Source organism: Haloplanus sp. HW8-1, assembly GCF_023703795.1.
In the GTDB taxonomy this organism is placed as follows: domain Archaea; phylum Halobacteriota; class Halobacteria; order Halobacteriales; family Haloferacaceae; genus Haloplanus; species Haloplanus pelagicus.
In genome coordinates this window covers 2,747,436-2,774,133 of sequence record NZ_CP098518.1, presented here as the reverse complement: position 1 = coordinate 2,774,133, position 26,698 = coordinate 2,747,436, and the positions used below count along the sequence as shown (strand labels likewise).

Genomic DNA, 26,698 nt, shown 5'->3' with positions numbered 1-26,698 from the left:
ACCCCTACGCGAACCCCTCCTCGAACACGAACGTGCCGTTTCGCTGGACGACCTCGCCGTCCACTTCGATGGTCGAGTCCTCGGACATGTCGACGATCATGTCGACATGTTCGGCGCTCTCGTTGCGCTCGTTTCCCTCGCCGACGGTGTCCTCGTAGGCGTTGCCCACCGCCATGTGGACCGTATCTCCCATCTTCTCGTCGAACAACATGTTATACGTGAACTGATCGATGGAGCGGTTCATGCCGATGCCGAGTTCGCCCAGGTAGCGCGCCCCGCCGTCGGTCTCTAAGATTCCGGTCAACACGTCCTCGTTGCGCTCGGCGCTGTGACCCACAACCTTCCCGTCCTCGAACCGGAGGCGGGCGCCCTCGATCTCCTTGCCCTTGCGGTAGAGCGGCAGGTCGAAGTGTACCTCGCCCTCGACGGACGTCTTGATCGGCGCCGTGAACACCTCGCCGCCGGGCAGGTTGTGTTCGCCGTAATCGTTGAGGGTAGGGTTGCCCGCCACCGACATCCGCACGTCCGTCCCCTCGCCGCTCCTGATCCGCACCTCGTCGGCGCCGTCGAGGATGTCGACCATCCGCGCCTGGTGGTCGCGCTGTGCGTCCCAGTCCAGCGTGACGGCGTCCCAGACGAAGTTCTCGTAGGCCTCGGTGCTCATGCCCGCCAGTTGGGCGTGCCCCGAGGAGGGGAACTGCGTGAGACACCAGCGCGTCCCCAGTCGCTCGTCGAGGACGGGCCGCATCGCGCGACGGTAGGCGGCGTTGGTCTCGGGAGTCACGTCGCTCTGCTCGGAGACGTTCGGCCCCCCGCGGGCGATGATGGCGGCGTCCGTCTCCTCGTAGAGTGCGAGCAGGTGGCCCGGCGTCTCGAAGCTCCCGTCGTCGCTCGCGCGAAGATACGCCCGGTCCGCGCGCTCGGAGTTGTGCAGGTACACCGGGTTCGCCCCACGGTCACCCAACACCTCGTGGAGCGCGACGGCGAGGTCCTCGGCGACCGCCGGCATGCTGACGACCACGTCGTCGCCCGCCTCGATCCGGGTCGAGTGATCCACGATGATCTCTGCGTGCGTGCGAATGCGCGGGTCCATGTCACAGGCGTTCCGCCGCGGGCGGCAAAGCCTTTCGGAGTCCGTTCCCCGTATGCGGTACGGACACCCGAGGCCGTCCCGCTCGCTGCCGGACGGCGGTGTCGGCTAGGAATCACCCACTCGGCGCTCACGGGGACACGCAGTGCGTTCGCTTCGCCCGTCCACACCGTCACGCCGGAACCGGCGGCCTACGAACCGGAACTATCTCAGCCGAGCAGGTACCTGAGCCACGGGTTGTTCTCGACGACGGACGTCCGTTCGAGATACGCATCGACACCGAAGATGCGACCGGCACCAAACGCACCCAGACCGAACAGCAGGGCGGCGTACACGATGTGGTCGTCGACGACCCATCCGTGGGCGAGGGGCAAGCCGGCGAGGAGGCCCCCCTGGAGCGCCGCCGCCCAGTAGAAGAGCATCATGATCGCGCCCCAGAACGCGTTCCACCGAACCAGCGCCCCGACCATCAGTCCGAGGCCGGTCAGCGTCAGCCCCCACATGTTCAGCATATCGATGAGCGGGCTTCCGGCGAAGTTCGCCCACAGGAACACGAAGGGGTTCCCTTCCGGGATCGCGTTCGCGAGGTAGCCGGCGGCGGTCCAGTTGTTCTCCGGGTTTCCGTCGAGATACGTGATCAGTTTCGTGACCCCACCCTGGAACAGTGTCCATCCCATCACGACCCGAAGGACGAACAACGAATAGCCGACCCACTGCTCGGAGTAGTCGAAGGTAGTGTGTCGGCCGAAGATCTCCGTTTCGAGTGTTTCTTTTGACGACATATCCTGGACTCACCGCTGGTGATAATCAACGTTGCGTCGATCCCAACGCAGTGGTGTGGCTCACCGGTCACCACGAAGAGAGGTTCGCCGGCAGCGGCGTGGACGGACCGACGGCGCGCCCACATTCCTTAGTACCGGCGCACGAAACGGCCGGGACGGTGACCTCGAACGCCCGATCGATCGATCGGTTCCTCGACGAGATAGCCTCCGAGAGCGTGGCGCCCGCCGGCGGGACCGCCGCCGCAGTCGCCGGCGGCCTCGGCGCGGCGCTGTGCGAGATGGTCTGCATCCACACCGTCGGAAGGGGCGCGGACGCGGCGGGACTGGCCGACGTGCGCGACGAACTTCGCACTCAGCGCGGTCACCTCCTCGATCTCGCCGAGACGGACGCGGCTGTCGTCGACGAACTGTTCGGTGCGTCCGGGACCGAGGCGAGACCGGAGTCGGGAGCGGGAATCGAACGCGCCGTCGGCGTCCCGCTCACGACTGCACGGGCGTGTCTGACCGTCCTCGAACTGGCGACCGACGTGACGGCGACGGGGACCCCCACCGCCGTGGCCGACGCCGCCACCGGCGTCCTGTTGGTCGATGCGGCGCTTCGAGCGTCGCTGCTCACCGCCCGGCACAACCTGGATCGGATTCCGGACCCGTCGTTCGTCGACGAGATCGAACGCCGTGCCGCCGAGATCGAGGCACGAGCCGACCGTGCCGAGAAGCGAGCGATGCGACACGTCGAGCAGCGGTGAGGTCGCGGGTGAAGCGATCCCCGATGCCACCGAGGGCGTCCGTACGCGGCCGTCACCGGTGTCGGATCGACGTCGCACCGATGCGACTGCCGAGCCGTCACGCCTCGGAGCCCGGAACTCGCCGCGCCGGACGGGCCGTTTCGTCCGCGAAACCACGCTCCTCGGGCACGTCGTACAGCGGCGTCGGCTCGAAGCCCCGACCGCACACGTTTTTGCCTTCGGCCTCCGGAGTCGATCCATGATCGATCTGCGATCCGACACGGTGACGACCCCCTCCGACGCGATGCGCGACGCTGCCCGCAACGCCGAGGTCGGCGACGACGTCTATCGCGACGATCCGACGGTGGCCGAACTCGAACGCCGCGCGGCCGACGTCGTCGGCTGCGAGGCCGCGCTGTTCGTCCCGACCGGAACGATGGGCAACCAGGCCGCCGCGGCCGTCCACGCCGATCCCGGGAGCGAGGTGCTCGTCGACAGCGAGGCCCACGTCGTCCGGTGGGAACTCGGAAACCTCGGCCAAGGTTCGGGGCTCCAGACCCGCACCGTCGATGCCGGCGACCGTGCCGTGCCCTCTCCCGAACGGATCCACGCCGACAGCCACGAGCGGAGCCTCCACCGCCCCGGCACCGGCCTCCTGTGGCTCGAGAACACACACAATGCCCGCGGTGGCGCCGCCGTCCCCGTCGACCACGTCCGGGCGGCGGCCGACGCCGCACACGAACACGACGTTCCCGTCCACCTCGACGGCGCCCGCCTATTCAACGCCTGCGTCGCCCGCGGGGTCGACCCCGCCGAGATGGTCGCACCCGTCGACTCCGTCCTTTTCTGTCTCTCGAAGGGGCTCGGCGCCCCGGTCGGATCGATGCTCGCGGGGAGCGCGGCGTTCGTCGAGGCCGCTCGGCGGACCCGGAAGCGCTACGGCGGCGGGATGCGACAGGCCGGAGTGATCGCCGCACCCGGCCTCCGAGCGCTGGAGAACCGCGACCGCCTCGCGACCGACCACGCGAACGCCGAGCGTCTCGCCGCGGGACTCGACGCTCTCGACGGCGTCTCGGCGGCCGATCCGGAGACGAACATCGTCGTCGTCGACGTTGCGGGCACCGGCCTCACCGCCGACGCGTTCGTCGACGCCTGTGCGAGCCACGACGTGGGCTGTGTCCCGTTCGGCGGGACGACCGTCCGCTTCTGTACCCACCTCGACGTCGACGAGGGGGACATCGAGCGAGCGATCGACCGGATCGAGGCGGCCGTCGAGTCGGCGGACCGAGACACCCCGACGTAACCGTTCACGACGGTCCGGACGGGCTACAGTTCGGGTTCGATGTAGACGAACCGCACCCGGTCGTCGTGCTCGCGGAGTTTCTCCTCGATGCGCTCGATGTCGGCGTCGACGTCGTCCGTGTTCAGTTCGGGGTCGAAGCTCACGTCGGCGGCGACGAGGATGGCGGCCGGGCCGACGAACATCGTCCGGAACCGGTCGACGTGGGTGACGCCCGGCTGTTCGCGGACGATCGACCGGAACGCCGATTCCAGCTCCGCCGGCGCGCTCTCACCCAGCAGCAGGCGCTTGTTCTCCCAGGCCAGCGCCAGCGCGAATCCCATCAGGAGGACGCCGATGAGCGCCGCGGAGACGGCGTCGTAGATGTGGTTGCCGGTCACCCGCGAGAGGACGATGCCAACGAGCGCGATCATCGCGCCGCCGAGGGCGATGGCGTCCTCCGTGAACGCGGTGAGCGTCGTCACGTCGCTCGTCGATCTGAACGCCTCCACCAGCCCGTTCCAGTCGTACTTCTCCATCTGCCGCCGGAGTTCGGCGTTCGCCTTGACGAACGCGTAGGTCTCGAACGCGATGGCGCCGAGGAGGACCACGACGCTCACGTAGACGGCGTCGAACGTGACGCTCCCGACTGTCACCGTCCCCGGCGCGGCCGAGTGACCGTGGACGATGGCGCCGTAGCCGTGTTTCAGGCTCTCCCAGCCCGCGATGCCGAACAGGAGGACCGACACCAGAAAGCTATAGAAGAACTGCGACTTGCCGTAGCCGAAGGGGTGCTCGCCGCTCGGGTCCTTCCCGCTGTACCGGATGCCGATCAGAAGCAACACCTGATTGCCCGTATCCGAGATGGAGTGATACGTCTCCGAGAGCATCGAGGGACTCCCGGTGAGGAGGAACGCCCCGAACTTGAGGACTGCGATGGCGCCGTTCGCGACGAGCGCGGCGAGGACGACCGACTTGCTGCCAGCCATGTTCGTCCCGTCGGCTGGCCGCCGATTCAACCTTCCGACCGCAACCGTGTTGCCGTCGGGGGCCCTCTCCGGGGCCATGCTCGTCGTCTGCGCCGATACGCACGGAACCGACGACCCCCGCCTGACCGGTCGCACACGCGAGGCCGTGACCGACGCCGACCTGGTGATCCACGCCGGCGACTTCACCACGCCGACGGTCCTCGATGGCTTCCGCGAGGCCACGTCGCGTCTGGTCGCCGTCCACGGCAACGCCGACCGCGAGGCCGTACGGTCCCGACTCCCCGCGGCCGTGTCGACGGCCTACGCGGGCGTCCGGATCGCCGTCACCCACACCGAACGCGGCGGCGCGACTGCCCTTCCGCTGTTCGGTCGCCAACGCGGCGCCGCACTCGTCGTCTCGGGGCACACCCACCGCCCGACGGTCGTCGCCCCCGACGGGGGCCCGACGCTTCTCAACCCCGGGAGCCACGCCGACCCGCGGGGCAACCGTCCCGGCCACGCCGAACTGTGGTCGGTCGGGAACGAGGACGTGCCGGCGGTCGCCCGCCCGGCGGACGAGAGCGAACGGGACCCCGAGTCGGGACTCGTAGGCGTGCTCCGGACGCCCGACGGGGAGGTGATCGATCGGGTCCGTGTTCCGGCGTCGGAGTGATCTTCCTCCCGCGTCGGGACGCGAAATGCAGGGCCGAAGCGTCGGAATGGAGGGCCGAAGCGTCGGAATGGAGGGCCGAAGCGTCGGAATGGAGGGCCGAAGCGTCGGAATGGAGGGCCGAAGCGTCGGAATGGAGGGCCGAAGCGTCGGAATGGAGGGCCGAAGCGTCGGAATGGAGGGCCGAAGCGTCGGAATGGAGGGCCGAAGCGTCGGAATGGAGGGCCGAAGCGAGGTCGGGGGACCACGCACTCCGGCGTACACCCGACGACATAATATAAACACCGTAGGCTCAAACGGCCGTTTGAGTCTGCCCACGGCGCGGCGAAACGGCTTTGTGCGGCCCGAGCCACCCTCCGACCATGATCGTTCCCTCCGTGGTGCTCCAGTACGCGGACCTCCTCGAGGATCCCTTTTTCATCGCGCTGGTGGGGCTGATGCTGTTGCTCGTCTTCTTCGGCTACCTACTCGTCCGCCGGACGCTCCTCTCGCTTCGGGAGGGGTACGACGAGGGGTACCGGTAGGTCACCTCGCCTCCACCGGTCGTGGCCCGGTACCGATTAGTACCCCCCTCCCCCAGAAGGGCACGAACCGATGGTCGCCACCGGAACGCTGCTGACGTTCGTGGTCGCCGCGATAGCGAGTTTGTTCATGGCGTGGGCGATCGGTGCGGGCTCCTCGGGATCGACGCCCTTCGCCGCCGCCGTCGGCGCGAACGCCATCTCCGTGATGCGAGCCGGCTTCGTCGTCGGCCTGCTGGGCTTTGCCGGCGCCGTCCTCCAGGGGGCGAACGTCACCGAGGCGGTCGGCACCCAGTTGATCGGCGGCGTCTCGCTGACCGCCACCGCCGCCATCGTCGGCCTGCTCACCGCGGCCATCCTCGTCGCCATCGGCGTCTTCACCGGCTACCCCATCGCGACGGCCTTCACCGTCACCGGTGCCGTCGTCGGCGTCGGCCTCGCCCTCGGGGGTGACCCCGCGTGGGCGAAGTACCGACAGATCGCGGCGCTGTGGGTGCTCACCCCGTTCGCCGGCGGCGGCGTCGCGTACGCCACGGCCCGACTGCTCCGGTCGCCCGCCGTCCCAGAGCGGTACGCCGTCGCCGCCCTCGGCGGCCTCGTCGGGGCGCTCGTCGCTACCATCGAATTCGCCCTGCTCGGGCCGGACGGCGGTGCCGGCTCCATCGCGGCCGCCCTCGGCGCCGGCATCCCCGGCGGGTCGCCAGTCGCGGCGCTCGCCTGTGCGGTGCTCGTGACTGCCGTCCTCTACCGGGGGCTCGTCACCGATCCCGAAACCACCCAGCGTCGCTTCCTGCTCTCGCTCGGCGGACTGGTCGCCTTCTCCGCCGGCGGGAGTCAGGTCGGGCTGGCAATCGGCCCGCTGGTTCCGCTGCTCGACGACCTCACCATCCCCCTGCCCGCAGTGCTCGCAGGCGGTGGGATCGGCCTCCTGTTCGGCTCGTGGACCGGCGCCCCGCGGATGATCAAGGCGCTCGCACAGGACTACTCCTCGCTTGGTCCCCGGCGGTCGATCGCGGCCCTTATCCCCTCCTTTGCCATCGCCCAGGCCGCCGTCGCGTTCGGCATCCCCGTCTCGTTCAACGAGATCGTCGTCTCGGCGATCATCGGCTCCGGCTACGCCGCCGGTGGCAGCGGCGTCAGCGGCCGCAAGATGATCTACACCGTCCTCGCGTGGATCGGTTCGCTCCTCCTCGCGTTCGCCGTCAGTTTCGGTGCGTTCACCGCCATCGACGCGTTCGTGACGTAGCCACCTACCCCTCGATTTCGGCCTCGTCGGTCGGGTCCTCGGCCTCCGTCTCGTCGTGGATGGTGAGCCGGGCCTTCATGATCCGGGTGTTGTCCACCTGCTCGATCCGGATCGTGATGCCGTCGTAGTCGATGGTCTCGCCCTCCTCGACCAGTCGGCCGGCGCGATTGAACACGAACCCTGCGAGCGTCTCGAACTCCTCGCCCTCCGGCAGATCGAGATCGAGCGTCTCGTTCACCTCGTCGATGTTGACCTCGCCGCGGACGATCACCACGTCATCTTCGAGGAATTCGAACGGCTCCTCCTCGTCGCCCTCCAGGATGTCGCCGACGATCTCCTCGACCATGTCCTCCAGCGTGATCAACCCCTCAGTGGTCCCGAACTCGTCGATGACGATCACCATCCGCATCCGATTCTCCTGGATCTCCTCCAGCAGTTCGTCGACGTTCTTCGACTCCGGGACGTGAAGGGTCGGCTGGACCACGTCGGTCAGATCGACGTCACCCTCGCCGTAATCCTTCTGCCGGATGAGATCCCGCAGGGTGACGACGCCGATGATATTGTCGAGGTTACCCTCGTAGACCGGGATGCGCTCGTGATCGCTCTGGACGCAGGTCTCGATGGCCTCGTCGATGGCGGCGTCCTTCGGGACGGCCGTCATATCCAGCCGCGGGGTCATCACTTCCTTGGCGATGGTGCGGTTGAATCGGAAGATGCGCTGGAGCATCTCGCGTTCCTCCTCCTCGATTACCCCCTCGCGCTCCCCGGTCTGGATCATGTTCTGAATCTCGTCCCGGGTGACGTAGGTCGTCTCGATGGCCGATCGCCCGCCGGTCACTCGGTTGATGACCCGCGTCAGATAGTCGAAGACGATGACCAGCGGCATGAGCACGAGTTCGGAGTACTGGAGCGGGCGGGCGATCCGTAGCGCCCACGACTCCGTGTTCTCGACCGCGTAGGACTTCGGCGCGCTCTCGCCGAACAGGAGCACGAGCGTCGTGATGCCGAACGTCGCCGCGAGCACCGCCTGGCCCTGTGAGAGGTAGATGGCAAAGAGCCCGGTGGCGATCGACGACATGGCGATGTTGACGATGTTGTTGCCGACGAGGATGGTGATCAGGAGTCGATGCGGATCGGATTTTAGCTCCTGAACCACCGCCGCCCCAGGAATCCCTTCCTCGACCATCGACTCGACGCGGTGGCGGGCCAGCGAGAACATCGCAATCTCGGAGGACGAAAAAAACGCCGACAGCGCGATCAAAAGGAGTATTGCGACCGAACCGCCGATGGTGACGGTCGTGTCCGTCAACGGCACGAAGTCGGCGATTTGCGCCGGATATTCGACTCCGGCGGCGCTCGCTGTCGACGACAAACCCATGGAAGTATCCGATCTAATCACGGATCTGAATTAAGCGTTGCCCTCGCGCGGCCCATGCATCGGGCGAAGGGCTTAGGCCGGCGCCCGCCGTACCACCAGCCATGTCCGATGGCGATCCACCGATCACCCTGTATCGCCTGCAGGCGTGTCCGTACTGCGAACGTGTCGTTCGGACGCTGCAGGACCTTGGCCTCGATTACACCTCGCGGTTCGTCGAACCCCTACACTCCGAGCGAGACGTCGTCAAACGGGTCGCGGGGTCCCGCCCCGTCCCAGCCATCGTCGACGAGCGCACTGGCGTGACCATGTCCGAATCCGCCAACGTCGTGGAGTACCTGGAGTCGACCTACGGCGACGCCCTCGTCGACGCGGGGGGTGACGATTGATGGTGGACTTCGAGGTCGTTTCCCTCCCCGCGACCGACCACGTCGCCGAGGGCGACCGCGCCCCCGACTTCACCCGGCCGCTCGTCAACGCCGAGTTCTGGGAGGACGCCTCGCTGTCCGACCTGACCGCCGACGGCCCCGTCTGTCTCGTCTTCTTCCCCATGAACGGCTCGTTCCCCGCGACGTACATCTGGAAAGAACTCCGGGACCGCGAACTCGACGATCACCTCACCGTCGTCGGCGTCTCCGTCTCGACGCCCTACGCCCACAAGCGACTCATCGAGGACCGGGAGATGGACTTCGAACTGTTCTCCGATCCTGCCAACGGCGTCGCCGAGGCGTACGGCGTCACACACGACCTCGACGGGATGGCGGGGGTCAGCGAAGCCCGCCCCGCCACCTTCCTGATCGACGGGGACCGTACCGTCCGGTACGCGTGGGTCGCCGCGGAGTGGCCGGACTTCCCACCCTACGACGACCTCGAACGCGAGATTCGCGCGCTCGCCGACTGAGATGTCCGTCGACGAGGCCGTCGCCGCCGTTCGGTCCGGCCGTGCGATCGTCTACCCCACCGAGACGGTGTACGGGCTCGGCGCCGACGCGACCGACGGCGACGCCGTCGAGGGCGTGTTCGACCTGAAGGATCGGCCGCGGGAGAACCCTCTCTCTCTCGCCGTCCCGGACGTGGACGCCGCCCTCGATCACACCCGTCCGACCGACCGCGCGGTGCGGTTCATGCGCCGCTTCCTCCCCGGCCCCGTCACGGTCGTCGTCGAGCGCAATCCCGTCCTGCCCGACGCCCTGACCGCCGGCCGCGACCGCGTCGGCGTGCGCGTCCCCGATCACCGGATCGCGAGGACCCTCCTCGCCCGGACGCCGCCGCTGACCGCCACCAGCGCCAACCGCTCAGGGTCGCCGAGTGTCGTCCGCGTTGCCGACCTCGACGACCGGGTTCGCGAGGGCGTCGCCGTCGTCCTCGACGGCGGCGAGACGTCGGGCACCGAGAGCACCGTGGTCGACCCCGACCGCGGCGTGATCCACCGCCGTGGGGCGACGGCCGGCGCGATCGACGCCTGGCTAGAGGCCGAGCAGTGATTTGAGCGAGCGGGTCCGGACCCCACACCGCTCGCGGTAGTCACAGGCTGCACACTTCGATTCGTCGTCGATCCGCGGCGGCGGCCCATCCACCTCACGGACCGTCCGCACCGTCCGCCGGTAGGCCGCCTTGTTCCGTGTGGTCAACGCCACCCGCCGGACGACCCCGTGGGCAGGGTACTCGACCAGCGCCGCCGGAATCTCGCGTTCCCGCTCCCACGCCAGCGCCTTCGCGGCCGCCACGGCCCGTACCCGCTGTGGGCGCCATACGCCACGGTCGGGCGGGCGTCCCGGCGAGACGAACGTCGGCGTCGGCGGATCCCCGTCGAGTACCTTGTGTGCGACCCCGCGACACTTCCGTCCCGTCAGCACGACCTCTCGATCCACGGGGTTGACCAGCCCGTCCCAGTCCGCCCGGGTCGCGAGTCGGTCGAGCGCCGCCCGGTACGCCGACGGCGACGGCTCGATCGGCTCCGCGGCCAGCGCCGCGTCGCTCGCTCTCCGGAGTTCCGGATATCGAAACGCCAGGTCGCGCCGCTCCCGGGCGGTGGGCGGGGGGCGGACGTCGTCGTCCCGTTCGGCGTAGTAGTGCTGGCGCGGGCAGTACGCCGCCCGCGCGAGCGAGGAGAAGGTGATCACGGGGCCTCTGGCCCCCTTCCCACACTTGAAACTCCGGTATCGCCACCACCCTCTTTGTGGCTCCGAACCCTGCCGTTCCCCATGCTCCGTCGCCTCCGCGAAACCGGCCCGGGACTTCTCGTGCCTCTCGCCTGGACCGTCGTCGTCGGTGCCCACCTCGGCGCCGTCTCCATCCACGCGCTGTTCGTCGCACACCTCGTGATGGCCGTCCTGCTCCCCGGCTTCGCCGTCACCGGGTGGACGGAGATGTCCGTGGGCGTCCTTCGGACCTGGCGGTCGGTCGTCGCCGTCGGCTTCGTCGCCACGGCGCTCGGGGTCGTCGGATTCCTCCTCGACGTCGAACTGCTCCTCGCCGTCGCGCTCTACGCCTGGATGGGTCTGCCCGCGGGCGGCCTCCTCCGGACCGGCGCGGCCGTCGCCGCGGAGCGGACCGGGTCCGTCGCCCCGTCGTTCATCGACGCCGCGACGCTCCCTTACCTCGGTGGCGGCGTCCTCTGTGCGCTCGGCGTGGCCGTCTACGCCGTTTCCACCGTGTCGCCCCTCCTCGGCCTCGTCCTCGTCGGCGTCGGCCAGACCGCCGGCATTCTGGACGCCGTCGTCCGGTACTAGCATCCCCCCGGGCGACGGGGACCGGGGAAAACGTGGAATGGTTCCTGCTTCGAACCGCAAGATTAGCGTATCAACAGGCACGAACTGAACGGCTGTGCGTGCTGAATATGAGCTCTGTACTCTGCAACTCCAGCCTGAAGACTCAGAGCGTAGTTCGCCACGTCTCGTCATCGACCGATATCAGACCCCTCGACACCGCTAGTGCGACACGCTCGGCTCAACGATCCGTTCGAGGTCGAACAACTGCAGATCGTCACGGTCGGTCGCTGCATCCCGAACGGATCGCGTGAACCCGTTTCGGGCGAACAGCGCATACTCGTGCGTGACTTCGCTACCATCAGGCGACCATCGAATCTCGTCAGTGTGGTCTTCGAGCGAGGCGAGCGCGCTGTAATCGAGCGGCGCGGACGTGAACTTGCACTCCCCCGTCACCATCGTCCCGTCTGCAGCGAACCCAACCACATCCACCTCGTACTCGTTGTACCACCAGCGACCGATATCGGTGAACATCAGATCAGGATAGAACTCGGGAAGGACGTCCTGACAGCGACTTTCGAACTCCTGACTCACGAAGTCCGCAAGCTCCGGTTCGATGACCGTCTCGTAGGCGTCGACGCCCAACCGCTCGTACCGGTCTTCGTTGCCGTAGACGAACCGGAACCAAAACCTGAACAACGGATCGAGAATCCGGTACCGCCCGCGGCGTGACTTCGTCTTGTCCTCCGTCACCGGCACCTCACGCTCGACCAGTCGCAACCGCTCCAATTTCTGCGTGTACGTCGAAATCTGCTTGCCGTCGATCCCGATCGTTTGTGCGATCTCGTTCGACGACGTGTTCCCGGCCGCGATCGCTTTCAGAATGGCAAAGTACCGGTTCGGCTCGGTCAGTTCGGTGCGAAGCACGTACTCCGGCTCGTCGTGCAGGAATCCCTGCCGTGACAGCAGCGACCCCTGAATGACCGTTCCGAGGTCGTCGTCCAGTTCGACGCCGTCCAAGTAGTACGGGGTCCCGCCAAACACACCCCACGCGAGCAGCAGTTGTTCGGGGGTATAGCTCTCTGGGAAGAACGTACGCGCGGCGGCAAAATCGAGCTGCCGGAGATCGATCTTCTCGGTGAACCTGCCGTACAGCGGACTGTTCCCGAGGAGTGTCGCCTCCTCCATCATACTGATCGAGGATCCGATGAGGACGAGGGTCAGGCCAGTGTCACGCAACTCCTGATCCCACAGTCGCTGGATCACCGATGGGAGGCTCTCGTCGGCATCGATCAGGTATGGGAACTCGTCCAGCACGACGACCGCATCTTGGTCAGCGAGATACCCGAGTCGTGACTCCCACTCGCTCTCGATCCGGTCGATCCCTGGAAACGACTCTGCCGCCACGTCCACGAACGCATCCAGTTGGATCTGACGGGTCGTTTCGGTTGCTTGGTACAGGACGGCGTCATCGCGGCCTTCCAGTGACTCTCGGACGAGTTTGGTCTTCCCGAGACGGCGACGCCCGAAAATCACGACCATGTCAGCGTCATCCGACGCATAGCAATCTCGAAGCCGGCCGAGTTCATCCTCTCGATCCACGAATCGCTCCATATCCTCTGACTGGCGTCCAGTCAAATAAAACACTCGAATAGACTAATCTAGAATAGGCTAACTAGAAATAGGCTATTCGAGAATTGTTCTCTGAATATAATCGGTGACAGCAGAAACGACTCACTATGACCGCTAGCGACCGTGAGAACGACCAGTGTCTCGATTCCGATCGACGCGACCGACCACTACCGTGCGTCGCCTATCGGTCGTCTCGCTCGCTAGTCTAGTACTTGACTGGCGTACTCGGCATCGTCTCGGTCGCTCTCTGGAACGGTTTCGAACAATTGACGTGAGATTTGCTTTATCAGCAACTCCCCGTCTTCAATCTTCCACGCAAACGGCTCAGCGGAATCTATCCCCCGCTCTTGCAGCATCCCTCCATCCACCTGTAGGGACATCATAAGCTCGTCACCATACTCACGTGCTTGGTCACGGCTCAACACCAAGGTATCCAGATACTCACCACCACTTGGCGTGGGTGTCGCCCACTCAACTGTCCGAGACTCTGTTTCGTTCGTTATCAGATTCATCCTCAACAGGCCGAAACCGGCCACGCACTACTGCAGATTAGCATTCTACTTTCACCCTGGCTGGCTGGCATTTAATAACCGTCCGTTTACACATCGTCATATACTCTCAGCTGCGTGGTCTGATAGCACGCTTGGCTGAACAAGTACCCTCCAAAAATAACTAAATATGATGACACTTACGCACATCGCTGATACCCACCTCGGCCATCGACAGTACGGATTGAAACAGCGTGAGGACGACATGGTATCGACCACGCGTGCTGCGTTCCAAGAGATGATTGAGGAGCGCGGGACGGATGTGATTCTGTTACCGGGTGACCTGTTTCACTCGCGGGATCTCCGCCCAAAGATCCTGCATCAGATCGAACAGGAGCTCGAACGGATACCTGATGAGGTGCCGGTGTTAGTCTCGCGTGGTAACCATGATGAGAATCTGACGCCGCGTGACGTGACGTGGTTGAATTACCTGCATCAGCGCGGCCACATCGTGTTCCTGAACGCCGAACTGAATGCGGATCCAGAGACAGCGTGGTTTACCCCGTACGATCCGGAGGACCCGGGGCAGTCTGCAGGGTTTTATGATATCGATGTCGCGGGGTTGGATGGGCCGATTCGCGTGTTCGGCCTGCAGTGGCGTGGCGCGAAGACCGGGCAGGCCCTCCAGCAAGTGGCGAAGGGGATCGAAGAGACGAATGAGATGCACGGTGAGCCGGCATGGACCGTGTTGCTGGCGCATTTCGGGATTGAAGATGAGGTGCCGACGCTCGGCGGGGCAGTAACCCACGGCGAACTGCGGGACATGAAGGACGTCGTGGATTACCTGGCACTCGGACACATTCACAAGCGGTACGAGTCTGGTGGATGGATCTACAATCCCGGGTCGCCGGAAGCACATAACACGCGGGAAGGGCGACCTGAGTGGGATCACGGCTACTACTCAGTCACACTCGACACCGACGGAGCCGATGCCGGAGGTGACGCCCCCGAGTTCGATGTAGACCATCACCCGACGAAGCGACGGCCGTACTACCGGATTGAGTTCGACGTCACCGCGCACGAGTCACCCGGCGACCTCGAAACCGCGTTCCGGGAACACGTAACGGACAAGCAGGCTGCGATGACGGAGTACTGCAGTCAGGCCGCGTTCATGGCGCGGGGTGAGCCGCGAGCGCCGATTATTGACCTGCGATTCACAGGGACGTTGCAGTTCAGCCGCGGCGATTTCCGGACAGATGAACTCGCGGCGTGGGTGGAAGACGCGTGCGACGCGTTGTACGTGCAGGTGAATACGGGGATTCGGACGGCAAACGTGCAGCAACTTCTCTCGGAGATCGACGAGGACGAGGTGTTCAAGGATGGGCAGTTGAACACGGCGGCGCTGGAACACCGCGTCTTCGAGACGATTGCGAAGGAATCGATCTACGATGACCACGCAGCCGACGTCGCTGACGTATTGGGGAACGCCCACCAGATGGCCCAAGCCGACGAAGCCGTCGAGGATATCCGTGACTCGGTGAGTTCGGCCCGCCAGGAGTTGTTCCCGGACTTGGCGGACGACGTGGTACTGGATATCGAGGAAGACCCGTTCGCCGATGCCGAATCGGACGAGGAGGCGTCCGGTGACACGACCGGCGGTGACACAGAGGCTGAGACAGAGACCGAGGAGGTGGTGGAGCAATGAGAATCACGGAGGTTGCGCTGGAAGACATCAAGTCCTACGCCGACCGGACTGTCGTGCCGATCGAGGGCGGCGTGACGGCAATTCTCGGTGAGAACGGCGCGGGGAAGTCGACGATTCAGGAGGCCATCGGGTTCGCGTTGTTCGACTCGCTCCCGTTCAACAACAAGGAGTTCGTGCGGGAAGGCGCAAGTTCGGGCACTGTCGAGGTCACGTTCGAGCAAGACACGCAGAATGGGACGGAACGGTACAGAATTGTCCGGTCGGTTGGTCGGTCGAAGTACGGCGTCCACCGATATGATCCAGATGCTGACGAGTGGATCGACCAGGATATCGATTCCAAGAAGCAGCTTGTGGACTGGTTGTGCGCGCGCTTCGATGTTGACGATGGAGACGAGCTGAGTAGTCTCTGGAGTTCTAGTATTGGGGTGCCTCAGACACGGTTCCTATCCGACTTCTCGCAAACGCCCAGGAATCGCAAGGCAACGTTCGATGCGCTGCTGAATCTGGACGCGTACGAGGAGGCGTGGAAGACGCTCAAGGACATCCCGGACGCGATCGAGAGCCAGCAACAGGACCTTCGTAGCGACATCGATACGCTCACCGGCGAGGTACAGGGGCTGCCGGATAAGCGAGCGGAAGCGGAATCACTGGCCGATGACGTTGCGGCGATTGAGGAGCGTATCGAGCGGAAATCAAGTGAGTTGTCGGAGAAGGAGGCTGAGTACGAAGAGCTGGAGGCCGTCGAAGAGGAAATCGAACGGCTTGACCAAGAGGTTGACTCGCTGGAGCGGGACATCGACTCGACGGAGAGCAATTTGGAGACAGCGAAGGAGGAACTCGCAGCGGCCGAAGAGGCACAGGAGAAATGCGAGGCGAATCGTGAGGGGTACCGTGAGTACAAGCAGGCGAGCGAGCGGCAGGAAGAGTTAGAGGAGCGGGAGGCTGAACGAGACAAGCTGGCTGAGAAACGCGATGCACAGGAAGACACGATCAAGGAAATCAGATTCGAGGTCGAACAGCTGGAAGAGGACTTGGAAGAACTGGAGGAGGCTCGGGAGACGCTGGAGGCGCGTGAAGCGGATAAGGAGCGGTACGAGAAACTCGATGACCGCATCAAGTCGCTGAAAGACCGTGAAGACGACATTGAGGCGTTAGAAGAGGAAATCGAGCAGTTGGCCGAGGAGATTGAAGAGAAGGAGGAGGAAATCGAGTCGGTAGAGGAGACGATCGCGGAGATCGAAGCGAAGTGGGAGGAGACAACGAATCCGGAAACGCTCTCCGATGAAATCAACGATCGGGAGGCGCGCCGGAAGCAGTTGGCGAGCGAGCGTGAGCGGCTTGAAGAACAACTGGATCGGTTGCGTGACACGGATGTTGATGCGCCGTGCCCGACGTGTGACCGGCCGTTAAACGAAGGCCATCGGTCGGAGGCAATCGAGCAGCGTGAAACTCGAATCGAGGAAATCGAGACGGAACGCGAGGAACTGGCTGAAGAACTGGCTGAGTTGCGTGAGCGGCGTGAGGCGGCGAGGGAAGTCAAGCAGCGTGTCGATAAGCTGCCTGTTCATCGGGACAAAATCGAATCGTTGGAGAATGAGATCGAAAACCTGCGAACCGGGAAGAAAGAGAAGGAAGCGGAGTTAGCGGACTTGGAAGACGACTTGGCGGCCCTCCCGGATCTTGAAGCCGAGCGAGACGACTTAGAGGAGGCGTACGACGAGTACCAGACTGCCGAGTTCCGGGTTGAGGAGCATGTTGATGTGCCTGCAGAGTTGGACGAAAAGCGCGCCAAATTGGAGGAGGAACAGTCGGCGCTCGCGGAGATCAAAGACGAGTTAGAGCAGTTTGACGGCCTGGATGAGGAGTTGGCGGAGGTCAAGGAGACGCTGGAGGAGACGGAATCGGCGTATCAGACGTATATTAAGCACGAACAGCAGGCGTCGCAGGTGGATGAGCGGCAGGAGAGAGTCGACGAACTGGAGAGCAAGCTCGCGGACCTCGAAGCGGATCTCGAAGGGACAGAGGCCAAACTGGAAGAAACGAAGACATCGTTCGATGATGAGCGATTCGAGACGCTTGCATCAGAAATCGAGGAACTCAAGCGTGAGATCCAGCGGGCCAAAGGGACGCTTGATGAGAAGGAGGAGAACCTGCGGAAGGAGCGCGAGGAAATCGAGGAATTGGAGACGAAGATAGAGGAGCGCCAGGAGAAACTCCAGCAACTGAAAGAACTGAAAGCGGACCAGCAGTTCGCCAAGTGGGTCCGGGAGAACGTCCGGGAAGCCGGGCCGAAGATGCGGGAAATCATCACCGACCGGATTGGGTCCCGGGCAAATGAGTTGTTCCGCTCGATTCGCGGCGCGTCGGCTGAGACGCTGGAGTGGACGAGCGATTACGAGATCGTCGTGCATGACGCAGATGTTCAGAAGTCGTTTTCGACGTTGAGTGGTGGGGAGAAGATGGCGGCTGCACTCGCCGTGCGGTTGGCGATCCTAGAGCAGTTGGCATCGGTCGGCGTCGCATTCCTAGATGAACCAACGGCGAATCTCGATCGGCAAAAGAAACGGAATCTCGTCACGCAGCTCAAACAGCTGGATAGCTTCGAGCAACTCACGGTCATTAGTCACGACCAGACGTTCGATTCGATGACTGACTACACGATTACCGTCGAGAAAGACCGGCAGACGTCGGAGGTGTCGGTCAATTAATGCCGATCGATAAACGCGGTGTCGCGTCCGAATTGGAGGCGAACGTTGAGACGATCGAGTCGTATCTCGAAGACGATACGGGGATCGTTGAGCGGTATCGAGACGCGTTTCAGCGGTTGCCCGACGAGTGGACGTCCGATGACATTCGCGCGGCGCTGCAGGATGCATCATATCCAGGGGCGTCTCCGACGGGCGAGTTTGATGCCGTGGACAGCATCATTGTCCCGTACCCGGAGAGTGACGGGTGGGAGAATCACGAGGAGGTCAACAAATGGGCGCGGGAGATTATTCGTGACGTCCCGGTGCTGGCTGTCGATGGGTCACAGCTCCCGCCGACAACACAATTCAATGTCCCGCTCGCGTACGTCCAAGCGGCGTGGGCAGTCAACCACCATCACGCCGAGGGACGGCTTGACCGCGGCGTTGAGGGACGGCTCTTGACGCCTGACGAGGTCACGCAAGAATCGAGCGACGGTGACTACCGGTTCGTTGATTCCCAACTCGTGGGTCATCACCGGTTTGAGCACGAGGGCCAGCTCCTCATCGACCAACTCTCGGCGATAGCCGACGCGCGTGATGCAGGTGACATCGACCACACGCCGGTCGCGTTCTATGACGGGCCGTTGATCGCGTCATTTGCAAACCCATTGAAGCCAGAGACCCGAGAGCGGTACATCTCGACGCTGAGTCGCGTTATTGCGGCGAGTCAACACCACGAGATTCCGCTGGTCGGGTACGTTGCCGGGTCGTCCGCCACTGAACTGGTGAAGATGACGCGACTGCTCTTACCTACTGAATTCGGGACTGATCGCGTTATTCCCGACGCCCACGTGCTGACCGAGCTAATGAGTCCGTGGGGCGACACGACGATCCCATTTATCTCGAAACGCGACGGGAGCATCGACGCGTTGCAGGCAACGTACGACGGGGAAGCGTACGAATTCCGCGACGACATCCTGTTCTCGTACCTCAATGTACCGCCAGGTGCTGGACTCGACCGGATCGAGTTCCCTGGCTGGCTCTGCCGCAGTGACGGGCCTGACGCCTACGACTCGATGTACGAGTACACCGTCGATATTGTCCGGGCAGAAGCAGGGATCGGGCGAGGATATCCTGAAATCCTGCAACAGGTCGATAGCGACGCCGTGTTAGACCATCAGGACCGCCAGCAGTTCCAGCGAGTCGTCCAACGGTGGGCTGACTCGAACGACGTGCCGCTCGAATGGAACGCCAAAGCACTCAGCAAGGAGCTTCGACGACGATGATTCACCACAACACCAGCAGTTCACTAGCCAGAGTCACCACCGCAGCACTACCTAACAGGACAGGAGGAACCCAATGACCGATCACTCGACAGCCGGCGACCAGTTAGACCTTGACTCGTGCGTTCAGATTGGCAGTGTCGTCTCTTCGAACAGCCACTTAGATTATGTCGTCGAGGTCTACAAGGAACGAGACTGTGAGCGGCCACCGGAACTCCACGAACGCGAGTTCGGCCAACCAGTTTTCATCAAGAAAACCATCGACGGGACCGATCACGCGGTCATGGGCGTGATCTACGATACGCAACTGATCGATCCTGACCAGGGTCGTACTGGCCCACGATTAGCCCAAGAGGATCAGGCGCAATTCACCCCTGGCTATATTGAGGAACGCACAACCCTCGCCGGTGTCGCACTGCTCGGGACTGCCGTCATCACTGATGATCGGACGATCACGAATCCGACGCATCAGATGCCGCGGTGGACGTTGGAAGTCGATGATACCGTCTTCCACTGTCCGGATGAAATCACGCGCTCCTTCCACACAATCGACGACCAGATTCAGCTGGCGTACATGGATCGACTGGTGGATATCGCAGGCGACCTCGGTGCGGAGGTCATCGTCACACTCATTGACCGGTTACAGGGGATCCTTCCGGAGGATGACCCGAACCAGCGAGTCCTTGATGTCGTTGAACAGAACGTGCAGTGGCAGGCACGAGAACGCCGAGGAGTGGTCTAATGGCTGGCCGCTCAGACGTCGTCGGGACCGTCGCTGGACCGGGTGAAGATCCGAACGAATTCGTGTTCGTAACCCCGTCGGACCGGTCGATCAAGACGGGCGAGTTCATCACGTATACCGTCTCGGCCGATGGCGGCGAGCGGTCGGTCTTTGCTCGTGTCACGAACCGCGAACTGATCAGAGGCTTGCCGGAGGGGTTCCTCGCCGATCCAGAAGTCGGCCCGGAGACGGTCGCGGCGACACTCGGTGTGCCGACCGATGACACCGAGTTGTACCGACTGACCGCAACGGTCATCGGATACTACGACACCGACATGACTACGTTCGCCAATCCGCGACAGCTCCCGGATCCGGGAACACCGCTGTCGATCGCTCCGGATCAGCAACTCGAAACGGTGCTTCCGAACCTCGGGTGTGAAACGGACAGTACGGATGTGGCTGGCCTGGACGGCATCGCGCACGTCGGGTGGCTGTTGAACCGTCCCGCTGAAGCGACGAACATTCACATCCCAATCGAGGAGTTCGCCTCGACACACTTGGCGATCCTCGCATCGACTGGTAGCGGGAAATCCTACACTGCGTCTGTCTTGATCGAGGAGATGATGCGGCCGAGTGCACGCGCATCACTACTCGTGTTTGACCCGCACGGCGAGTACGATACCTTGGCTGATATGCAGGGCGAGGCGGCCTTCCAGGATGAGGATGGGTATGAGCCGGATATTGTGTACTATGACCCGGAGCGACTTCGCGTTCGCATCTCTGAACTGGAGATCGGCGACGTGATGGCGATCCTGGACAATCCGAGTAATCGGATGCAAGAGCGGCTTTCGACGGCGTGGCGCGCGATGCAGAGACAGGAGAGTCGGACGTGGGGCGTAGACGAACTCATTGCCGAAATGGAGCGGATTTACGGTGACGATGACGCAAGTGTTGGTGCCTTAGAGTGGCGACTCCGACGGTCGATCGAGCGGAATGATCTCTTCCATCCCGAAGAAAACGTCCCGTTGGACGAGATTGTGGATGCAGGACAGTGTACAGTGCTTCAGATGGACACGCTGGATCGATGGGATCAGCAACTCATCACCACCGTTCTCTTACGACGGATGTATCGAGAGCGACTCGATGACGTGCGGGACCGCGAGTCTGCAATCGACCATCCGATATTCGCGCTCTTTGAGGAAGGTCATCGGTTTGCCCCGGCCTCTGGTGATGCTCCGTCGTTAGGAATTATGCGGACGATCACATCCGAAGGCCGCAAGTTCGGGTTCGGGCTCGGAATTATCAGTCAACGACCGTCGAAAATCGATCAAGACGTACTATCACAGTGTGGGACGCAGATTTCGATGCAAATCCAGAACCCGAACGACCAAGACGCGATCAAGAATTCTGTCGAAGCCGCCGGCGAAGATGTTCTCAGAGAACTTCCAGGGTTAACGCCCGGGCAAGCAGTCGTCTCAGGGGATGCGATGAACACGCCAGCCTTGATCCAGGTTCGACAGCGACGCACGCCCCACGGGGCTGGAAGCCGGCCAGTCATCGAGGAATGGCATGACGCCTACGATGAACGGCAGCGCAAACCGACGCGATCAGAAGGAGCTGACTTCGGTGAGGGTGATTCGACAGGAGTGCAAGATCTGGACTGATCGAGGAGTGTGTGAATAGCTGGTTATCCCTCCAGGATACGCTAGTTTTAGAACCTAAGACTCCGCTAATTACGGGCTCCCCTTGGCCCTCTACCGGACGTCCTACGTGTCTCCTTGGTCAGTCCTCACGCTTAAGAACTGGATGCTCACGAAACAACCCGCAGAAGCGACTGACGCGACTGGCGATGAAGTACGGCAAGAGCTGGATATATATCTTCAGACCGGTTGACCAATATTCGGGACCGTTGCATGTACAGTTATTCAAGAATTCGCGCCTACTGTTACTGAGGACTCACGACTTCCTCACAAAGCGGGCACTCTGCCCAGATCCCAGTCGTCCCGTCGTCTTTCTCGTATTCGACCAAGACGTATGCGCTGGAGAGCTCCTCACTAATCGCTGGAAAGACACGCCTGCTCGCTTCTCGGATTGCATCTCCGAGCAGGGCATTCGGAACATGCTACACAAGATCGCGGACGAAGCAGGTATTCGACCCTACAAGATTGACGGGAGCAGAGGCACACCTGACGATGTCACGCCGCACGCACTGTGTCACGGTATCACCTACCGGATGATGAACGCCGAAGACGGGAACACCCTCTGCGACGTCCGCAGTCGACTTCGTCACCGGAGTATCCAAACCACCGAACGAATCTACGACCATATGCGGAAGGTGTAACGGCAGGGGATCGAACCAGACCTGCCGGTGCGGAAACGAGCTGCGCGTTTCTACAATCATCTGAAGCAGAAATAATTCAGTCTACAATAGATATATGTCGCTTCAGGTGTTAAGCTACGCTAAGAGGGACTCACGAATGGATATCACTGACATTCCAGACGACGCGTACCCTGGCGACGAATCACCGCCAGACATCGACGAACTGGAGTCACCCGAATCGCTGCTCAAGGGCGGACCGATCCGCGAGCGACTTCTTGACGTCGTCACCGGGCTTCGAACCCCCTCCAAGGTATCCGCTATCGCTGACCTCGCTGACTGCGATACCGAGACGGCTCGAGACTATCTGGAGTGGTTCGACGAGATGGGACTGGTCCACCGCCACGACGGCCGCCCGGTCCGATACGAGCGCAACGACGCGTACTTCCAGTGGCGACGCATCGACCACATCCGCGAGGACTACTCCGAACAAGAGATCGTCGAGGCGCTTTCGGACGCTATCGACCAGATCGAAGACTACAGAGACCAATTCGACACAGACGACCCCGATGACGTCTCCCTCGTCGAAGCCAGCCGGGACATGCCCACTGAAAACGCGTGGGAGGCCCTCTCCGAGTGGAAAACTCTCGAACGCAGAGCGGCCCTCCTCGACGCCGCGCGACGTGACCAGCCAGCCGCTGGGAGCACCCCTGGTCACATCGATGCCTGACAACCCGGCCGATCCGCCCCGGACCGGCCCTCTCGATGCTGAACTTCTCGACCGAATTGCCGCACACCTCACTCGAAGCGCTCGCTTCGACGATATCCAAGCACGCCCCGCGTATGCACCGAATTCTGTCGTCGCAGACTACGACCTCGGGTACTTCCCTGGCGGAGTCACGCGTGCGTATCTCCGCATTCGGTGGTTCGAGACGGACGACTTCAACATCCATTACGCTGAGCAATACAACACGGGGGAATCCTGGGAGTGCCGCTGGGATCGTCACCCGAACGACCACAACACCCGTGAGCACTTCCACCCGCCCCCAGATACACCGACACTAGGTGAAGACGAGGACTATCCGGACGAATGGCGGGACGTACTCACCACCGTTCTCACTCGTCTCGACGAACGAATCGAAGCATTCTGGACTGAGTAACGGTCCAGCACAGCAAGGTAGTGTGCGGTTTTACAGACGCTACCAGGCCGAATCCGACTCGGTTCAGGGAAACTGATTGCTGGTATCCTGATGATTGCCGAACCAATGCCCCAGATATCTGATCTCTACTGTACGAACCCGGTCTGTGAAACTGGAACGATAGTCGCGGAAGACACCGGCGCGATAGCATAGCTGTCGAGCGGCCCCCGAATACATACTCCAGCGCACCAATCCGAACAGAAGAAAGGATGAGAGTCACCGGCAATACGATTTACGAACACGACGAACATGGAGCGGTGCTCGTTCTCGACGTTCACCACGTCTTCGACGAGTACGATCTTGAAACCGGAAGCGGGGAGCTTCACTCACGCGTCGTCCGATACACCTCGAACTGGGACGACTACGGACCGATGCCGGGAAGCATCCAAGTAACGTCAACGGACGACTTCCGAGAGCAGCTGGGTGACCAGCTCAGAACGTTCGAACCACTTGAACCGCAGGCTGAAACGGACGAGTAGCGCGTATCACGCAGGCATTTATTGACTGACAGACGTAATGCCGCGGTATCATGCAGCACGCCTTTCGGGTCGGGCAGCAATACCGCGACACTGGCAGTTACCGCAACCCGGAGGACCAGTTCCTGCGGTGGATCCGTGGTCCGCTCGACACCGGCATCAAGAATACCGGCGGCATCCGTGATCTCGGTGCGGACCGGTCCGATACCCCTGCTGCGCTCGTGCTCGTCTCCAACGACAGCGGCATCTCTCAGCACGACGACCCGTGGGAGGACACGCTCGCCGTCAACGCCGGCTACATCAGTTACTGGGGCGACGCAAAGGCCTCAAACCCCTACGATAAATCCGCGCAGAACCAGAAAATCAAGGCTGCCTTCGACAACGCTGCGGCCGGTCGGCGCGAGGATGTCTCGCCAGTCCTCGTGTTCCGCAAACCCGAATCAGGCGTCGTCGAGTTCTGTGGGCTCTGCGTTCCCGACCACTTCGAAGTCCACGCATACCAGGCCGATGACGGGACCCAGGTCCCGAATTACCGGTTTCACTTCTCGATCCTCAACACCAACGCCGTCCCCGTCACGTGGCTGCACGACCGCGCCCGGCAGAACGACGACAGCGAGGCACCGGCCGTCTGGCAGCAGTGGATCCAGACCGGAGAGGTGGCCCAGTGGCCGACCGGAGAACCCCTCGATTCGAGTGGCCGGATTCGCCGCTACGAAACATCCGAAATCACCGTAAGCGACGCCTTCCGGGCAGACATACTCGACCGCTACGACCACGCGTGTACCCTGACCGGTATTCGAGAAGATGAGCTGCTTGATCTCGCACACATCCTCCCACGAAGTCAACACCCAGAACTCGCCGAACATCCGGAAAACGTTCTCGTATTGAACTCACTGCACCACCGCGCGTTCGACGCCGCGCTGTTCACCATCGACAGCGACTACCGCATCCAAGCAAGTCCCGCATTCGACCCAGCCCATCCGTTCCTCCGCGAAACGATTCTTGACCGGGAAGGCGAACAACTCTCCCTCCCACCCACTGTGGAGATCCGTTCATCCTTCCTCGAAGAACTCAACACTGGCCTCTCGTGGCTATAGTTCACCCAAACAATCTGGGGCGGCTAGACTCGGTTTGTATGGAGTCCCGACCCGTCGCCGATGCTGACTCGACCCACACGTCTCAGTCAAGACGCCAATACGTACATTACGCCACCTCCACGAGTCGCTCGGCCAGTGTTTCGAGTTCGTCGGTCTCGTCGACAGCACTTAGCCATCGATCCGGAAGCTGTGACGCCCCAAACCGCGCCCCAGCGACTGCACCCGCAATCGCCCCAACCGTATCCGTATCACCACCACGATTCACCGCCGTCACAATCGCGTCCTTGGCACTGTCCACGACAAGGCCATCGTGGAGTGCCGTCTGCAGCGAATGCACAACGTAGCCCGATGTCTCCAACGTATCGGGCGAGTCGCCACGCGCAAGCGGTCGGAGTGCCGCCACGAGCGCATCAGGTGCGTCCGCACCGACATAGTCGAGCGCGTCCTGTAACGGCGTCTCAGCATCTTCGAGCAGACCAGCCACTGTGAGGTTCAGCACCGTGCTGCCCTCGGTACACCGCGGGTCAGCGTGCGTGATCTGCGAGGACTGCCGACTCACCTCGACAAGCCGATCCCAGTCCGTCGCGTACGGAATGGCGAGCGGCGCGCACCGCATCACACTCCCGTTCCCCGCGTTCTGCTCTTCCGGACTGTTCTCCCACACGTGCTGGCCCGCCTCGTCCCACGCTTCACAGCGTTTGAGACGTCTCAGCGCCCGCCTGGTCATCTCTCCAATGTCGAACGGGCCACTGTCGTACCACGCGACGAACCGCTCTGCGATATCCGTCGGATCGAGCGTTTGGCGTTCTACCAGACTTCGGGCGATGCACAGCGCTTGTTCGGTGTCGTCTGTAATCGTCCCGGCTGGCTGGTTCCACGTGCCGTGCCCGACCATCTCGTCGAGCCGTCCATGTTCAGCACTGATCTCCGACGCAGACGTAAACTCGACTGGCCGGCCAAGCGCATCCCCACACGCTAGCCCAAGGAGGACACCACGCGCCCGATCCAAATCCATACGTCACTCAAGAACTACCGCTGAGAAAAATGTAGGGTGGGAGTCACTCGTTAGGTTTCGTTCCGGTACGGAGGTTTTCTCGATACTCGGCCCACGCTTGATACATTTCGATCCGTTCCTTCTCCGTCATCGTGTCGTGCTTGTCCGCGTCGTAGAACGGGAGTTCGTCCTTTTCGAGCATCTTCATGAGTCTCCCAAGCGGGTAGAGTTGCTGGTACTGACATCCTCCCACGACTGAAGTCGTGGGGTTCCACGGTCACAGACCGTGCCCACGACGGAGAGGTTCCCCACTCGCGTCGTTCGGTGGGGTTGTGGGCCGTGCCAGTCCGGCCCCCGACTCGGATAGCGGGCTTCATCTACCGCCGCGCTGGCGTGCATATCCTTACCCGAGACTCGGTAGCACAACCGACGATACGAACCGTGGTAGTTGTTTCGGCTGTTGTCGGATTCATCCCACGGCTGAAGCCGTGGGCTTTCTCCTTGAACCGCTGTAACCCGGCCCGAATCGCGCTCTTCACCTACCAACACGACTCAACTAGGACTACTCGTAGGGAGACCCACAGAAGGAGCGACGATGGAAGCCCCTCTCGTCAGCCCCTTGGTAAATCTATAAATGTTCGACTTGGTTTCACATTACTATGGTTCCCTGACGGGTGCACCAACAAATCGGCCTTGTTGAAACCATCGCTTGGTGATAGGTTTCAGCAGTCCTGC

At 62.7% G+C, this 26,698-nt stretch carries 26 protein-coding genes and 2 pseudogenes; 19 read left to right on the top strand and 9 right to left on the bottom strand.

Annotated features, from left to right (window positions below; all coding sequences use genetic code 11):
- Positions 1–4: 4 nt before the first annotated feature.
- The gene (locus NBT82_RS14525; RefSeq protein ID WP_251328823.1) at positions 5–1,093 is read right to left on the bottom strand and encodes an aminopeptidase; all 1,089 of its coding nucleotides are present in this window, start codon (positions 1,091–1,093) and stop codon (positions 5–7) included.
- 206 nt (positions 1,094–1,299) lie between these two features.
- On the bottom strand, positions 1,300–1,872 hold the full coding sequence (locus tag NBT82_RS14520) for a DoxX family protein (RefSeq protein WP_251328822.1): 573 nt from the start codon (positions 1,870–1,872) through the stop codon (positions 1,300–1,302).
- A 158-nt stretch (positions 1,873–2,030) separates the two neighbouring features.
- Between NBT82_RS14520 and NBT82_RS14515 the strand changes: the two genes are divergently transcribed.
- Positions 2,031–2,618: a cyclodeaminase/cyclohydrolase family protein gene (locus NBT82_RS14515; RefSeq protein ID WP_251328821.1), complete on the top strand. Its 588-nt coding sequence runs from the start codon at positions 2,031–2,033 to the stop codon at positions 2,616–2,618.
- A gap of 238 nt (positions 2,619–2,856) precedes the next feature.
- Complete coding sequence (locus tag NBT82_RS14510) at positions 2,857–3,900, top strand: threonine aldolase family protein (RefSeq protein ID WP_251328820.1); 1,044 nt, start codon at positions 2,857–2,859, stop codon at positions 3,898–3,900.
- Between the two features lie 23 nt (positions 3,901–3,923).
- Here NBT82_RS14510 and NBT82_RS14505 read toward each other — a convergent pair whose 3' ends face one another.
- Entirely contained in the window at positions 3,924–4,865 is a 942-nt protein-coding gene (locus tag NBT82_RS14505; RefSeq protein WP_251328819.1) for a cation diffusion facilitator family transporter, read from the bottom strand.
- A gap of 76 nt (positions 4,866–4,941) precedes the next feature.
- On the opposite strand from NBT82_RS14505, the gene NBT82_RS14500 reads away from it, so the two are divergent.
- The 3 genes from NBT82_RS14500 (at position 4,942) to NBT82_RS14490 (ending at position 7,281) form a co-directional block, all read left to right on the top strand.
- Positions 4,942–5,517: a metallophosphoesterase gene (locus NBT82_RS14500; RefSeq protein ID WP_251328818.1), complete on the top strand. Its 576-nt coding sequence runs from the start codon at positions 4,942–4,944 to the stop codon at positions 5,515–5,517.
- A gap of 359 nt (positions 5,518–5,876) precedes the next feature.
- The gene (locus tag NBT82_RS14495; protein WP_251328817.1) at positions 5,877–6,038 is read left to right on the top strand and encodes a DUF7859 family protein; all 162 of its coding nucleotides are present in this window, start codon (positions 5,877–5,879) and stop codon (positions 6,036–6,038) included.
- A 70-nt stretch (positions 6,039–6,108) separates the two neighbouring features.
- Positions 6,109–7,281, top strand: coding sequence for an inorganic phosphate transporter (locus NBT82_RS14490; protein ID WP_251328816.1), 1,173 nt, complete (start codon positions 6,109–6,111; stop codon positions 7,279–7,281).
- A 4-nt stretch (positions 7,282–7,285) separates the two neighbouring features.
- Here the strand turns inward: NBT82_RS14490 and NBT82_RS14485 are convergent, their stop codons facing one another.
- The gene (locus NBT82_RS14485; RefSeq protein WP_251328815.1) at positions 7,286–8,659 is read right to left on the bottom strand and encodes a hemolysin family protein; all 1,374 of its coding nucleotides are present in this window, start codon (positions 8,657–8,659) and stop codon (positions 7,286–7,288) included.
- 101 nt (positions 8,660–8,760) lie between these two features.
- Here NBT82_RS14485 and NBT82_RS14480 point away from each other — a divergent pair, with 101 nt between their 5' ends.
- Genes NBT82_RS14480 through NBT82_RS14470 form a run of 3 tightly spaced genes read left to right on the top strand, consistent with a single transcriptional unit; the run spans position 8,761 to position 10,140 of the window.
- On the top strand, positions 8,761–9,045 hold the full coding sequence (locus tag NBT82_RS14480) for a glutathione S-transferase N-terminal domain-containing protein (RefSeq protein ID WP_251328814.1): 285 nt from the start codon (positions 8,761–8,763) through the stop codon (positions 9,043–9,045).
- Positions 9,045–9,557, top strand: coding sequence for a redoxin domain-containing protein (locus NBT82_RS14475; RefSeq protein ID WP_251328813.1), 513 nt, complete (start codon positions 9,045–9,047; stop codon positions 9,555–9,557). Before NBT82_RS14480 ends, NBT82_RS14475 begins: the two co-directional genes overlap by 1 nt.
- Before the next feature lies 1 nt (position 9,558).
- Positions 9,559–10,140, top strand: coding sequence for an L-threonylcarbamoyladenylate synthase (locus NBT82_RS14470; protein ID WP_251328812.1), 582 nt, complete (start codon positions 9,559–9,561; stop codon positions 10,138–10,140).
- Here the strand turns inward: NBT82_RS14470 and NBT82_RS14465 are convergent.
- On the bottom strand, positions 10,123–10,779 hold the full coding sequence (locus NBT82_RS14465) for a CRISPR-associated protein Cas4 (RefSeq protein ID WP_251328811.1): 657 nt from the start codon (positions 10,777–10,779) through the stop codon (positions 10,123–10,125). The genes NBT82_RS14470 and NBT82_RS14465 overlap by 18 nt on opposite strands.
- A gap of 81 nt (positions 10,780–10,860) precedes the next feature.
- Here NBT82_RS14465 and NBT82_RS14460 point away from each other — a divergent pair, with 81 nt between their 5' ends.
- Positions 10,861–11,388, top strand: coding sequence for a hypothetical protein (locus tag NBT82_RS14460; RefSeq protein ID WP_251328810.1), 528 nt, complete (start codon positions 10,861–10,863; stop codon positions 11,386–11,388).
- Between the two features lie 198 nt (positions 11,389–11,586).
- Here NBT82_RS14460 and NBT82_RS14455 read toward each other — a convergent pair whose 3' ends face one another.
- Entirely contained in the window at positions 11,587–12,978 is a 1,392-nt protein-coding gene (locus NBT82_RS14455; RefSeq protein ID WP_251328809.1) for an ATP-binding protein, read from the bottom strand.
- A 696-nt stretch (positions 12,979–13,674) separates the two neighbouring features.
- Between NBT82_RS14455 and NBT82_RS14450 the strand changes: the two genes are divergently transcribed.
- The 5 genes from NBT82_RS14450 (at position 13,675) to NBT82_RS14430 (ending at position 21,544) form a co-directional block, all read left to right on the top strand.
- A complete protein-coding gene (locus NBT82_RS14450) occupies positions 13,675–15,189 on the top strand; it encodes a metallophosphoesterase family protein (protein WP_345780653.1) in 1,515 nt (504 codons plus the stop codon).
- A complete protein-coding gene (locus NBT82_RS14445) occupies positions 15,186–17,897 on the top strand; it encodes an AAA family ATPase (protein WP_251328808.1) in 2,712 nt (903 codons plus the stop codon). The genes NBT82_RS14450 and NBT82_RS14445 overlap by 4 nt, the downstream gene beginning before the upstream one ends.
- Positions 17,897–19,162, top strand: coding sequence for a DNA double-strand break repair nuclease NurA (locus NBT82_RS14440; protein ID WP_251328807.1), 1,266 nt, complete (start codon positions 17,897–17,899; stop codon positions 19,160–19,162). The genes NBT82_RS14445 and NBT82_RS14440 overlap by 1 nt, the downstream gene beginning before the upstream one ends.
- A 73-nt stretch (positions 19,163–19,235) precedes the next feature.
- Positions 19,236–19,901: a DUF8166 family protein gene (locus NBT82_RS14435; protein ID WP_251328806.1), complete on the top strand. Its 666-nt coding sequence runs from the start codon at positions 19,236–19,238 to the stop codon at positions 19,899–19,901.
- Positions 19,868–21,544, top strand: a complete 1,677-nt coding sequence (locus tag NBT82_RS14430; RefSeq protein WP_251328805.1) for an ATP-binding protein — start codon at positions 19,868–19,870, stop codon at positions 21,542–21,544. Before NBT82_RS14435 ends, NBT82_RS14430 begins: the two co-directional genes overlap by 34 nt.
- Before the next feature lie 281 nt (positions 21,545–21,825).
- Here the strand turns inward: NBT82_RS14430 and NBT82_RS20450 are convergent, their stop codons facing one another.
- Positions 21,826–21,972 carry a DUF7837 family putative zinc-binding protein gene (locus tag NBT82_RS20450; protein WP_486617158.1) on the bottom strand — a complete coding sequence of 49 codons (147 nt, stop codon included), beginning with the start codon at positions 21,970–21,972 and terminating at the stop codon, positions 21,826–21,828.
- Between NBT82_RS20450 and NBT82_RS20220 the strand changes: the two are divergent.
- From NBT82_RS20220 to NBT82_RS14410, 5 genes and pseudogenes are all read left to right on the top strand, one after another.
- A pseudogene (locus NBT82_RS20220) lies at positions 21,931–22,221 on the top strand (tyrosine-type recombinase/integrase); the annotation flags it as partial. The gene NBT82_RS20450 and the pseudogene NBT82_RS20220 overlap by 42 nt on opposite strands.
- Before the next feature lie 136 nt (positions 22,222–22,357).
- Positions 22,358–22,927: a DUF7342 family protein gene (locus NBT82_RS14425; protein ID WP_251328804.1), complete on the top strand. Its 570-nt coding sequence runs from the start codon at positions 22,358–22,360 to the stop codon at positions 22,925–22,927.
- Entirely contained in the window at positions 22,920–23,357 is a 438-nt protein-coding gene (locus tag NBT82_RS14420; RefSeq protein ID WP_251328803.1) for a toxin-antitoxin system TumE family protein, read from the top strand. Before NBT82_RS14425 ends, NBT82_RS14420 begins: the two co-directional genes overlap by 8 nt.
- Before the next feature lie 248 nt (positions 23,358–23,605).
- On the top strand, positions 23,606–23,875 hold the full coding sequence (locus NBT82_RS14415; protein WP_157690193.1) for a hypothetical protein: 270 nt from the start codon (positions 23,606–23,608) through the stop codon (positions 23,873–23,875).
- Positions 23,876–23,925: 50 nt separating this feature from the next.
- On the top strand, positions 23,926–24,969 hold the full coding sequence (locus NBT82_RS14410; protein WP_251328802.1) for an HNH endonuclease: 1,044 nt from the start codon (positions 23,926–23,928) through the stop codon (positions 24,967–24,969).
- Between the two features lie 106 nt (positions 24,970–25,075).
- Here NBT82_RS14410 and NBT82_RS14405 read toward each other — a convergent pair whose 3' ends face one another.
- Positions 25,076–25,984 (bottom strand): ADP-ribosylglycohydrolase family protein, encoded by a 909-nt coding sequence (locus tag NBT82_RS14405; RefSeq protein WP_251328801.1) that lies wholly within the window; start codon positions 25,982–25,984, stop codon positions 25,076–25,078.
- Positions 25,985–26,027: 43 nt separating this feature from the next.
- Positions 26,028–26,201 (bottom strand): annotated as a pseudogene (locus tag NBT82_RS14400) (DUF8110 family protein); the annotation flags it as partial.
- Between the last annotated feature and the right edge of the window lie 497 nt (positions 26,202–26,698).